The organism is Streptomyces sp. NPDC026575 (assembly GCF_055567415.1).
In genome coordinates this window covers 116,293-127,381 of the sequence record NZ_JBVHQM010000025.1, presented here as the reverse complement: position 1 = coordinate 127,381, position 11,089 = coordinate 116,293, and the positions used below count along the sequence as shown (strand labels likewise).

Sequence of the window (11,089 nt, the reverse complement as noted above, 5' to 3'; positions counted from 1 at the left end):
AAACGCCCGGTTACATTCCGAACCCGGAAGCTAAGCCTTTCAGCGCCGATGGTACTGCAGGGGGGACCCTGTGGGAGAGTAGGACGCCGCCGAACAATCTTTCAAGGACCCTTGGTCCCAGCGTTCATGCTGGGACCAAGGGTCCTTTTTTGTTTTGCCGAAGCGCGCCGAACTGGTCGGTGCGCGAGAATGAATGCAGTACCGAAGACAGGAGTCACGTCGATGTCCACCAACTCTTCCGACGATCGTTCGGAGCGCCGTCCGCAGCGGCGCGACGACGGTGACCGCGGTGGTTTCCGGCGTGATGACCGGGGGCCGCGTCGCGACAGCCGCGACGGTGACCGCGGTGACCGCGGCGGCTTCCGACGTGATGAGCGTGGTGGCGGGCGCGGTGGGTTCCGCCGCGATGACCGTGACCGTCCCGCCGGCGGCGACCGCGGGGGTTTCCGCGGCGGTGACCGCCGTGACGACCGGCCGCGTGGCCCGCGTCGTGACGATGAGCGTGGCGGCGGGTTCCGGCGCGACGAGCGCGGTGCGGACCGTCCGGGCTTCCGCCGTGACGACCGGCGCGATGACCGCCGCGACGACCGTGGCGGTGACCGTGGCGGGTTCCGTCGTGATGACCGGCGTGATGAGCGTCGGGACGACCGTGGCGGTGACCGCGGTGGGTTCCGGCGCGATGATCGCGGTGGCGACCGCCGTGATGACCGTGGTGGCTTCCGGCGGGACGACCGTTCCTCCGGTGGTGACCGCGGTGGGTTCCGCGGCGGCGAGCGCGGTGGGGACCGTCCGGGCTTCCGCCGTGACGACCGGCGCGATGACCGTGGCGGTGACCGTGGCGGGTTCCGTCGGGACGATCGTCGTGATGAGCGGCGTGATGACCGTGGTGGGGACCGTCCTTCGTACCGTCGGGACGAGCGCCGGGATGACCGGCGTGATGACCGTGGTGGCGACCGCGGTGGGTTCCGGCGCGATGATCGCGGTGGCGACCGCGGTGGTTTCCGGCGTGATGACCGGGGCGGGGATCGTCAGGGCTTCCGTCGTGACGACCGGCGCGATGACCGTCGGGACGACCGTGGCGGTGACCGCGGTGGGTTCCGTCGTGATGACCGGGGGCCGCGGCGGGACGACCGCGGTGGGTTCCGGCGGGACGACGAGCGCGGTGGGCGTCGGCCGTACGGCGGTGGCCGGGGTCGGGACGATCGCCGGGATGACCGGCGGGACCGGGACCGGGAGCCGATCAAGCGGCTGCCCATTCCGGAGGACGTCACCGGTGACGAGATCGACAAGGACGTCCGGCAGGAGCTGCTGAGCCTGCCGAAGACGCTCGCCGACGACGTCGCCAAGAACCTGGTGATGGTCGCGAAGCTGCTGGACGAGGACCCGGAGCAGGCGTACGGGTACTCGCGGGTGGCGCTGCGGCTGGCGTCCCGGGTCGCGGCGGTGCGTGAGGCTGCGGGCTTCGCGGCGTACGCGGTCGGCAAGTACAGCGAGGCGCTGGCGGAGTTCCGGGCGGCGCGGCGGATGACCGGCGGTGTCGACCTGTGGCCGGTCATGGCGGACTGCGAGCGCGGGATGGGCCGGCCGGAGAAGGCGCTGGCGATGGCCGGTGAGCCCGAGGTGCAGAAGCTGGACCGGGCCGGGCAGGTCGAGATGCGGCTGGTCGCGGCGGGTGCCCGTAAGGACATGGGGCAGGCGGACGCCGCGGTGGTGACGCTGCAGAGCCCGGAGCTGGCGTCGAGCGCCGTCCACCCGTGGACCGCGCGGCTGCGGTACGCGTACGCGGACGCGCTGCTGGAGGTCGGCCGCGAGGACGAGGCGCGTGACTGGTTCGCCAGGGCGCTGGAGGCCGACCAGGGCGGTACGACGGACGCCTCGGACCGGCTCGCCGAGCTGGACGGGGTGGAGTTCACCGACGTGCTGGAGGAGTCCGGCGAGGCGGCGGAGAGCGACGACGCCGGCGCGGACTCCGGTGAGCGGCCCGACAAGGGCTGACCCGGCACGGGCTGACCCGGCACGGACCGGGCCGATGCCGGCTCGGGCCGTGTGAGCGGCGGAATGCAGGAAGGGCGGGATCCCGGTGGGGTCCCGCCCTTCGGCGTTTGCGGGGGAGGGGTCAGGGGGCGTAGGGGGCGAGGGGGTTGCGGAGGGTGCCGATCAGCTGGAGGGCGCCGGCGGGGTCCTGGAGGTCGACCATCTGCTGGTTGTTGCGCAGCTGGAGGCGGTTGAGGCAGGAGAGGGCGAACTCCTCGGCGAACATGTCGTACCGGTCGAACTTGTCGGCGAGGTGCGGGTGGGACTCCTGGTAGTCGGCGACGCAGCCGGCGACCGTGCGCCAGAAGGTCTCCTCGTCGAGGACGCCGAGGGCGTCGAGGGTGCCGCTGAGGAAGCGGAAGAAGCAGTCGAAGACGTCCGTGAAGATCGACAGGAGCTTCTTGTCCTCGGGGACGTCGGCGCGGATGCGTTCGACGGTGGGGGGCAGGACCGCGTCGGGGTCCATGACGGCGATCTCTTCGGCGATGTCCTTGAAGATGACGCGGGCCACCGCGCCGTCCTCGACGACCAGGATGGCGTTCTCGCCGTGCGGCATGAAGACCAGGTCGTAGGCGTAGAAGGCGTGCAGGACGGGGGTCAGGTACGCGTCGAGGTAGCGGCGGAGCCAGACGGCGGGCGCCAGGCCGGATTCCTTGATCAGGGCGGCGGCGAAGGAGTCGCCGTCGCGGTCGGTGTGCAGCAGGGAGGCCATGGTGGCCAGGCGCTGGCCCGGTTCCAGGGTGGGGACGGGGCTCTCGCGCCACAGGGCGGCCAGCATCTTCAGGTACGGGGAGCCCTTGTCGGTGGCCGCCTCGTACTGGCGGTGGCGGTAGCCGATCGCGGCGCGCTCGCGGATGATCGAGAAGCGGGCGGCCCGGAGGGTGTCGTCGGCGGCGATCAGGCGGGCGAGCCAGTCGTTGATGGCCGGGGTGGCCTCCATGTACGAGGCGGACAGGCCGCGCATGAAGCCCATGTTGAGGACCGAGAGCGCCGTTTTGACGTAGTGCTTGGCGGGCGCGGTGGTGTTGAAGAAGGTCCGGATGGACTGTTGGGCGAGGTAGTCGTCGTCGCCTGGGCCCAGGCAGACCAGGTGCCGCTGGGCGACCTCCGCGGCGAAGGTGACGGACAGCTTGTTCCACCACTGCCAGGGGTGGGTGGGGAGGAGGTAGTAGTCGTCGGGGTCCAGGCCGAGGGCGGTGAGGGTGGCGCGGAAGCGGTCGCGGGTGGCCTCGCCGAGTTCGTCGCGGACCAGCGCGTCGTAGTCGAGGCCGGCGCCCGCGGTGAACGTGGCGTTCTCGCGGCGGGCGGCGAGCCAGATCAGCCGGACGGGGGCCGCGGCCTCGGGGGCGTAGGCGTGGTACTCGTGGATGCCGAAGCCGAGGCGGCCGTTGTTGGCGACGAAGCAGGGGTGGCCCTCGGTCATGCCGGTCTCGACGGCCTGGAAGCCGGACGCGGCGAGCTCGGTGGCGGTGGGCCGGTCGGCGGCGAGCTTGTAGGCGGTGCCGGAGAGGGTGGAGCTGATCTCCTCCAGGTAGACCGGGAGGATCTGTGCGCCGAGCCCCAGGGCGTCGCGGTGTTCGAGGAAGAACTCCATGGCGTCCAGGGGGAGTTCGACGTGGCCGCGGTGGCGGGTGATGCTGTCGGGGTCGATCTGCCAGTGGTCGAGGGCCTGTCTGCGGGCGGTGAAGCGGTATTCGGTGGCGCCGTCGTCGCTGCGCAGGCAGTAGTGGCCGTCGTGGGGCAGGCGCTTGGGGGTGAGCAGCCGTTCATGGGCGAACTCGGCGAGGGCCTTGCGTATCAGCAGGCGGTTGGCGCGGGCCCACAGTGCGGGGGTGAGGTGGGCGACGGCGTCCTGGGCGGTCGGCCGGGTGCCGGCGGTCATCGGTGGTCTCCTTGGGCGGCCAGGAACTGGTCGCGGGTGCAGGTGCTGAGGCAGGCGTCTTTGGAGGGGAGCGAGACGGTGCGCCGGAGCTCGAATCCGACGGCCTTGTTGAGGGCGTGGACGGCGGTGTTGCGGGCGTCCGGCTCGACGACGACGCGGCGGGTGGCCGGGTCGGCGAAGAGCATCTCCATGACGGTGGTGAGCACGGTGAGGGTGAAGCCGTGCAGGGGGGTGGCGGTGGGGGCGGTGAGGAAGTGCATGCCGATGTCGCCGGGCCGGGCGGCGTGGATGCCGACCAGTTCGCGGTGGGCGGGGTCGTAGCGCTCCATCAGGAAGGCCGGGGTGCCGTTGTGCAGGCCGAGGAAGGCGTCGTGGAAGGGGTCGGCGGCGAGCCGTGTGAACTCCTTCTCGACGTCCGCCAGGTCGCAGTCCTGCATCAGCCAGAAGACGGCCTTGGGGTGGGTGACCCAGCCGTGCAGCAGCTCGGCGTCGGCGGGCGGGTCGACCGGGCGCAGGGAGAACTCCCCGAGTACGGGGTCGGTGCGGGTGAAGAGGGGGGCCTCGCTCATGCGGGGATCTCCAGGGGGTGGAGCGGGCCGGCCGGGGCGGCGAACTCCTGGAAGGCGATGGCCTTTTCGACCGGGTAGTACTCGCGGCCGAGCAGCTCGCGGATGATGCACGAGTTGCGGTACGCGGCCATGCCGAGGTCGGGCGTGACGAAGCCGTGCGTGTGCAGCTCGGCGTTCTGCACGAAGATGCCGTGGCCGGTGGTGTCGATGCTGTAGTTGCGGGCCACGTCGTAGCGGCCGGCGTCGTCCCAGGCGATGCGGTCGCGGACCGGGGTGAGGAAGTCCGGTACGCGGTATTGGTAGCCGGTGGCGAGGATCAGCCCCTGGGTGTCGAGGACGAAGCCGGTGCCCTGCTCCTCCTGGCGCAGGCCCAGGGTGTAGGTGCCGGTGGTCTCGTCGTAACGCGCCTGGTCCAGGGCGGTGTTGGTCAGCAGGCGGGTGGGGACCGGGCCGGCGAGGTTCTTCTGGTAGAGCAGATCGAAGATGTCGTTGATCAGGGCGGAGTCGATGCCCTTGTAGAGGTGTTTCTGGGTGGTGGCCAGGCGGTCGCGGGTGGCCTGGGGGAGGGCGTGGAAGTAGTCCACGTACTCCGGGGAGGTCATCTCCAGTGTGAGCTTGGTGTATTCGAGGGGGAAGAAGCGGGGGGAGCGGGTGGCCCAGGTCAGGTGGTAGCCGTGGCTGTCGATGTCCTGGAGGAGGTCGAAGTAGATCTCGGCGGCGCTCTGGCCGCTGCCGATGAGGGTGAGGGAGTCCTTGGCCTGGAGGGCGGCCTTGGCGTCCAGGTAGTCGGCGTTGTGCAGCAGATCGCCGCCCAGGCCCCGGCATGCCTCGGGGAGGTGTGGCGGGGTGCCGGTGCCCAGGACGAGCTTGCGGGCGCGGTGGGTGGTGCGTTCGCCGGTGGGCAGGTGCTCGGCGTGGACGACGTACAGCTCTTCGCGGGCGTCGTACTCGACGGTGGTGACCTGGTGGGCGAAGCGGACGGAGTCGAGTTTGCCGGCGGCCCAGCGGCAGTAGTCGTTGAACTCGGCGCGCAGCGGGAAGAAGCTCTCGCGGATGTAGAAGGGGTAGATCCGCCCGGATTCCTTGAGGTAGTTCAGGAACGAGAAGGGCGAGGTGGGGTCGGCGAGGGTGACCAGGTCGGCCATGAAGGGCACTTGGAGATGGCTGCTGTCGAGCAGCATGCCGGGGTGCCATGCGAAGGACGCCTTGTTGTCCAGGAACAGGCCGTCGAGTCCGTCGATGGGCTCGGTCAGGCAGGCCAGGCCCAGGTTGAAGGGGCCGAGGCCGATGGCGATGAAGTCGTAAGGGGCGGACACAGGGGGTCTCCGAGGGGGTGGGCTTGGGAGGTCAGCGCGCGCTGAGCGCCGGCCGGGGCTGCTCGGCGAGGAAGCTGCCGGCGTGCTCGGCGATCAGGTCGAGGACGGTGGCGATGTCGTCGAGCGTGGTCTCCGGGTTGAGCAGGGTGAACTTGAGGTAGTGGCGTCCGTCGACCTTGGTGCCCGCGACGATCGCGTCGCCGGAGGCGAACAGGGCGTCCCGGGCGTGCAGATTGACCCGGTCGGCGAGTTCGGGGTCCGGGTCGGTGCCGGGGAGGTAGCGGAAGACCAGGGTGCTGAGCCGGGGTTCGACGACGACGTCGAAGCGGGGGTCGTCGTGGAGGAGTTTCCAGGCGTCCGCGGCGCGGTCGATCACCTCGTCGAAGAGTTCGCCGAGGGACCGGGCGCCCATGATGCGCAGGGTGAGCCAGAGTTTCAAGGCGTCGAAGCGGCGGGTGGTCTGGATCGACTTGTCGACCTGGTTGGGGATGCGCTGCTCGGTCATCCGGCGCGGGTTGAGGTAGTCCGCGTGGTAGGTGACATGGCGCAGGGTCGCGCGGTCGCGGACCAGGACGGCGCTCGAACTGACCGGCTGGAAGAAGGACTTGTGGTAGTCGACGGTCACCGAGTCGGCCCGCTCGATGCCGTTCAGCAGCTCGCGGCGGCGGGAGACCAGCAGGCCGCAGCCGTAGGCGGCGTCGACGTGCAGCCAGGCGTCGTACCGGTCGCACAGCCCGGCGATCTCGGGGAGCGGGTCGATGGAGCCGAAGTCGGTGGTGCCGGCGGTCGCGACGACGGCCATGGGTATCAGCCCGTCGCGCCGGCAGCGCGCCAGCTCGTCGGCCAGGTCGGCGGTGCGCATCCGCTTGTCGGCGTCGGCGGGGACGGCGATGACGGCCTCCGCGCCCATGCCGAGCAGGGTGGCGGCCTTGCGGATGCTGAAGTGGCTGCACTCGGAGGTGAGGATGCGCAGCCGGGGCAGTACGTCGGTGAGCCGGGCGTCGGGGCCGCCCCCGGCCAGTTCCCGGCGGCAGACCTCGTCGCGGGCGAGCAGCATGGCCTGGAGGTTGGACTGGCTGCCGCCGCTGGTGAAGATGCCGTCGGCCTGCTCGCCGAGGCCGATCCGGTCGGCCGTCCAGTCGATCAGCCGACGCTCGATGAGCGTGCCGCCGGCGCTCTGGTCCCAGGTGTCGAGGGAGGAGTTGACGGCGGAGAGCACGGCCTCGCCGACGAGGGCGGGGATCACCACGGGGCAGTTGAGGTGCGCGAGGTAGCGCGGGTGGTGGAAGTAGACGGCGTCGCGGAGGTAGACCTCTTCGAGTTCGTCGAGCGCGGCGGCCGGGTCGTGCAGCGGGGTGTCGAGGTCGACGGCGGCGACGGTGGGCGTGAGGCGGTCGACGGAGATACCGGTGAACGGGCGGGCGGTGCCGGCGATTTTGGCGCTGATCCGCGTGACGCTGTCGGTGACGGCGCTGCGGTAGCGGTGGGCCGTGGCGTTGTTGAGCAGATATGTCCGGCTGTCGGCCGGGTCCTCGGCGGGGTGTGCGAGGAGACTCATGAAGCTGTCCTCCCTGGTGCGGACTTGACCACGTCCTGCGCAGGGTGGGGGTGTGCGCAGGGGCAGGGAGACCCGCCCGAGACGTAGTTAGGTAAGCCTAACCTAACTGCGTCTCGGGGTCGGTCGCAGGTGCCGCGGGCGGGCGGACGCCGGGATTCAGTTGTCGGTGGACGCGGGGGTTCAGCCGCTGTCGGACTCGTCCAGGGTGCGCAGGACCAGACCCGTGGCGGGCTTGGGCCCGAAGGAGGTGGACTTGCGCGGCATCGTCACACCGCACTCGGCGAGTTGACGGACCGTCTCCTCCGATGTGGCGCGCATCAGGACGGCCGAGCCGCCGAGTCGGGCGGCCTGCTCGACGGCGGCCTCGGCGTGGTGCAGATAGCTGATGTCGGAGGGGTGGTCGGGGACGTGCCAGACCTCGTCCAGCAGGACCGAGTGCAGCACGGTCGCGTCCAGCTGCCGCCATGCCTCGGGCCGGTCCCGGCGGATCGCGCGGTCCAGCAGCTCGGGGTCGGGGCGGTCCAGGAGGTGGAAGGAGTGCGGCCCGCCCGCGAGGACGAAAGCCGTGCCGGGTGTCTCGTCGAGGGCGGCCAGCGCGGCGGGCAGCTCGCCCGGGAGCGTGCGGGTGCGGAAGGCGCCGGCCAGGTCCGCCAGCGCCTTGGCGGGCGGCAGATGCGGCAGTACGCGGTGGATCGCGCGGACCTGGAGCGGATAGCGGGTGGTGTCGACCAGCAGCACCAGCCCCGACGCCCAGGGTGAGGCGGCGCCGGCCCCGGGCTGCTGCTCGTACAGCCGCTGGTAGGTCGCCCAGCGGTGGTGGCCGTCGGCGATCAGGGCCTGCCGGCGGGCGAGATCGTCGTCGATGGCCGCGAGATCGGCGGGGTCGGTGACCGCCCACAGGCGGTGGGTGAAGCCGTCCTCCGTGGTCGTGGCGAGCAGCGGGGTGCCCTCCGCCACCCGCTCGATGACCGCGGTGGCCCCGTTCGCGGAGTTCCGGCCACGGTAGGAGAGGAGCAAAGGCTCGAAGTTTGCGGCCGCCGCGCCCATCAGGGCGGCCCGGTCCTCGACGACCTCGGCGATGACGTCCTCGTGCGGCAGCACCGGGCCGTCCAGGCGCAGCGCGCCGATCAGCCCGCGCTGCAGCAGCTCCCCGGCGCGCTGCTCGTAGACGTACAGCGCGGGCTCGGCGTCCTGTGTCAGCACGCCCTCGGCGCGCCAGCGGCGCAGGGTGTCGGCGGCCTGGCGGTGGCGGGTGGTGGGGTCCGCGGCATGCGGGAGGATCAGCCGGACGATGTTGTACGGATCGGCGGTCTCCAGATGGCGCACGCCGTCGGGCCGGACCACCACGTCATAGGGCGGTGAGGTCACGGCGGTGAGGCTGCTGATCCGGTCCGGGGCGTAGCGCAGTCCGCGGAACGGGAGGAGGCGGAGGCCGTCGGTACTGGTCATTGAAGAATGCTATGCCGACGACGCGATGAGGGAAGATCGGGGGACAGGCCGCTATGGCCGGAACTATCGGTATGCGCGGGGCGGGCGACGGCCCGCCCGGACGGCGCGGAGCGCGCCCCCTTATCGTGCGCGGTGCGGTGTTCGTCCACATCATGGCAGCAAGGAGCGAGACGGCATGAACGAGCAGGTTCGCAGGTCGCCCGACGGGAGCCGGCGCCCGCTGAGCGAGGCGTACGACACGGCACTGCTGGATCTGGACGGGGTCGTCTACGCCGGCGGACGCGCCATCGACCATGCCGTTGCGTCGCTGATACGCGCGCGGGACGGCGGGATGCACCTGGCGTATGTGACGAACAACGCGGCCCGCACCCCGCAGGCCGTCGCCGACCAGCTGACCGGCTTCGGCCTGCCGACCGGCGCCGGCGATGTGATCACCTCGGCGCAGGCGGTGGCCCGGCTGATCGCCGAGCAGGTGCCGGCCGGCGCGCGGGTGCTCGCCATCGGGGGCGAGGGGCTGCTGGTGGCGCTGCGCGAGCGCGGTCTGCAACCGGTCTTCTCCGCGGACGACGACCCGGCGGCGGTGGTGCAGGGCTACGACCCCACGCTGGACTGGGGGCGGCTGGCGGAGGCCGCGTACGCGGTGCAGCGCGGGGTGCCGTGGTTCGCGTCCAACACCGATCTGACCATCCCCAAGGAGCGCGGGATCGCCCCCGGCAACGGTGCGTTGGTGGAGGTGGTCCGGATCGCCGCGGGCGGGACGCCGCAGGTGGCGGGGAAGCCGCAGCCGCCGATGCACCGGGAGACGGTGCTGCGGACCGGCGCCCGGCGGCCACTGGTGATCGGGGACCGGCTCGACACCGACATCGAGGGCGCCTGCAACGGCGGGGTCGACTCGCTGCTGGTCCTCACCGGAGTCACCACCGCCGCCGAGCTGCTGGCCGCCCCGCCGCAGCACCGCCCCGCCTACGTGGAAGCCGACCTGCGCGGGCTGCTCGTGCCCCAGCCGGAGGTGACCGAGCAGGACGGCGGTTTCCGGTGCGGCGGCTGGCGGGCCGAGGCGGTCGGCGACACGCTCGCCGTGACCGGCGCGGGCACTGCGCTGGACGGGCTGCGGGCGCTGTGCGCGGCGGCCTGGACGGCGGCGGGCGAGGGCAGTTGCGGGGCGGACGCGGGCAAGGCGCTGGCGCGGATCGGGATGTGAGGGCGGGAGCCTCGGGGACCCGCCCAGGGCTCCGCGAGGCTCCGCGGAGCCCGGCCGTGCGGCCCCGGGGTCTGCCCGAGGGGTCAGGGCCGGAAGGCCGCGGCGTCTGGCACGGCACCTCGGACAGGCCCTAGTCCTCGTCGTCGGCCGCCGCCGTACCTGCCGTCAGCTCCGCGATCAGGTCCTCCTCGGTGGCGCCGCGCCGCCAGTAACCGGTGAACTTCACGGCCCTGCGGTCGATGCCGCGCTCGCCGACCAGATGCCGGCGCACCGCCTTGACGGTCCCGGCCTCCCCGGCGACCCAGGCGTACGGCGTGCCGTCGGGCAACTCGGCGGTGCGCAGGGCGTCCAGTACCGGCTCGCCGTGCGCCGCGGCGGCCGGGTCGCCGACCAGCCAGGTGATCTCGGCGTCCGCGAAGGTCGGCAGCTGCTGCCGGTCGTCCTCGTGACCGACCTCGATCCAGACCTTGGCTCGGGTGCCGGGGGAGAGCCAGGACAGGATGCCGGCGATCGCGGGCAGTGCGGTCTCGTCACCGGTGATCAGGATCCAGTCGGTGCCGGCCGGCGGGCGGAAGTCCACGCCGCCGTTGTCCTCCACGACCGGGGCGAGGACGGTCAGCCGGTCGCCGGGGCGGGCCTGGGCGGCCCAGCGGGAGGCCGGGCCGCCGGCCGTGGCGGCGGCCTCGGGACCGGCGCCGTGCAGCGCGAAGTCGACATCGAACTCGCCCGCGTCGGGGCGCTGTTCGCGGATCGTGTACGAGCGCATCACCGGGCGCTCGGCCGGGTCCTGCGCCCGCCACGCGGTGTACCAGCCCTCGCCCATGTCGTCGAAGGCCGGCCGGTCCTGGTGGGGCTGCGGCAGGAAGAGCTTGAAGCGCTGGTCACGACCGCCGGACGCCAGCTCGTCGAGCCGGTCCCCGCCGAAGGTGATCCGCACCATGGAGGGGCTGATCCGCCGGGAGCGTACGACGTGCACATCGAAGAAGCGGAACGGCGCGGTGGCGGGGGCGGCGGTCGTGGTCATACGGGAACCTCCCGGGACGGTGGTGGGGTGGGGGAGCGGCCGCGGTGGAACGCGGG

Annotated in this window: 9 protein-coding genes and 1 rRNA gene; 4 read left to right on the top strand and 6 right to left on the bottom strand. The window is 72.1% G+C overall.

Going from position 1 to position 11,089, the window contains the following annotated elements:
- The 3 genes from rrf to ACZ4NB_RS29765 all read left to right on the top strand — a co-directional run.
- Positions 1-95: ribosomal RNA gene (rrf, locus tag ACZ4NB_RS29775) — 5S ribosomal RNA — on the top strand; the annotation flags it as partial.
- 251 nt (positions 96-346) lie between these two features.
- Positions 347-1,312, top strand: coding sequence for a hypothetical protein (locus tag ACZ4NB_RS29770; RefSeq protein ID WP_467666146.1), 966 nt, complete (start codon positions 347-349; stop codon positions 1,310-1,312).
- Positions 1,249-1,995, top strand: a complete 747-nt coding sequence (locus tag ACZ4NB_RS29765) for a tetratricopeptide repeat protein (RefSeq protein WP_467666145.1) — start codon at positions 1,249-1,251, stop codon at positions 1,993-1,995. Before ACZ4NB_RS29770 ends, ACZ4NB_RS29765 begins: the two co-directional genes overlap by 64 nt.
- Positions 1,996-2,116: 121 nt before the next feature.
- On the opposite strand, the gene ACZ4NB_RS29760 is transcribed toward ACZ4NB_RS29765, so the two are convergent.
- The 5 genes from ACZ4NB_RS29760 to ACZ4NB_RS29740 form a co-directional block, all read right to left on the bottom strand.
- On the bottom strand, positions 2,117-3,916 hold the full coding sequence (locus ACZ4NB_RS29760; RefSeq protein ID WP_467666138.1) for an IucA/IucC family protein: 1,800 nt from the start codon (positions 3,914-3,916) through the stop codon (positions 2,117-2,119).
- A complete protein-coding gene (locus ACZ4NB_RS29755; RefSeq protein WP_467666137.1) occupies positions 3,913-4,485 on the bottom strand; it encodes a GNAT family N-acetyltransferase in 573 nt (190 codons plus the stop codon). The genes ACZ4NB_RS29760 and ACZ4NB_RS29755 overlap by 4 nt, the downstream gene beginning before the upstream one ends.
- Positions 4,482-5,801: a lysine N(6)-hydroxylase/L-ornithine N(5)-oxygenase family protein gene (locus tag ACZ4NB_RS29750; protein WP_467666136.1), complete on the bottom strand. Its 1,320-nt coding sequence runs from the start codon at positions 5,799-5,801 to the stop codon at positions 4,482-4,484. Before ACZ4NB_RS29750 ends, ACZ4NB_RS29755 begins: the two co-directional genes overlap by 4 nt.
- 31 nt (positions 5,802-5,832) lie before the next feature.
- Complete coding sequence (locus ACZ4NB_RS29745) at positions 5,833-7,359, bottom strand: pyridoxal phosphate-dependent decarboxylase family protein (RefSeq protein ID WP_467666135.1); 1,527 nt, start codon at positions 7,357-7,359, stop codon at positions 5,833-5,835.
- A 180-nt stretch (positions 7,360-7,539) separates the two neighbouring features.
- A complete protein-coding gene (locus tag ACZ4NB_RS29740) occupies positions 7,540-8,808 on the bottom strand; it encodes a DUF1015 family protein (protein ID WP_467666134.1) in 1,269 nt (422 codons plus the stop codon).
- 175 nt (positions 8,809-8,983) lie between these two features.
- Between ACZ4NB_RS29740 and ACZ4NB_RS29735 the strand changes: the two genes are divergently transcribed.
- Positions 8,984-10,009, top strand: coding sequence for an HAD-IIA family hydrolase (locus ACZ4NB_RS29735; RefSeq protein WP_467666133.1), 1,026 nt, complete (start codon positions 8,984-8,986; stop codon positions 10,007-10,009).
- Between the two features lie 130 nt (positions 10,010-10,139).
- On the opposite strand, the gene ACZ4NB_RS29730 is transcribed toward ACZ4NB_RS29735, so the two are convergent.
- Positions 10,140-11,033: a siderophore-interacting protein gene (locus ACZ4NB_RS29730; protein WP_467666132.1), complete on the bottom strand. Its 894-nt coding sequence runs from the start codon at positions 11,031-11,033 to the stop codon at positions 10,140-10,142.
- Between the last annotated feature and the right edge of the window lie 56 nt (positions 11,034-11,089).

Bases quoted from the DNA above. Each gene is read 5' to 3' on its own strand.
- ACZ4NB_RS29740 (WP_467666134.1), bottom strand. From the start codon at position 8,808: ATGACCAGTACCGACGGCCTCCGCCTCCTCCCGTTCCGCGGACTGCGC.
- ACZ4NB_RS29745 (WP_467666135.1), bottom strand. From the start codon at position 7,359: ATGAGTCTCCTCGCACACCCCGCCGAGGACCCGGCCGACAGCCGGACA.
- ACZ4NB_RS29730 (WP_467666132.1), bottom strand. From the start codon at position 11,033: ATGACCACGACCGCCGCCCCCGCCACCGCGCCGTTCCGCTTCTTCGAT.
- ACZ4NB_RS29755 (WP_467666137.1), bottom strand. From the start codon at position 4,485: ATGAGCGAGGCCCCCCTCTTCACCCGCACCGACCCCGTACTCGGGGAG.
- ACZ4NB_RS29760 (WP_467666138.1), bottom strand. From the start codon at position 3,916: ATGACCGCCGGCACCCGGCCGACCGCCCAGGACGCCGTCGCCCACCTC.
- ACZ4NB_RS29735 (WP_467666133.1), top strand. From the start codon at position 8,984: ATGAACGAGCAGGTTCGCAGGTCGCCCGACGGGAGCCGGCGCCCGCTG.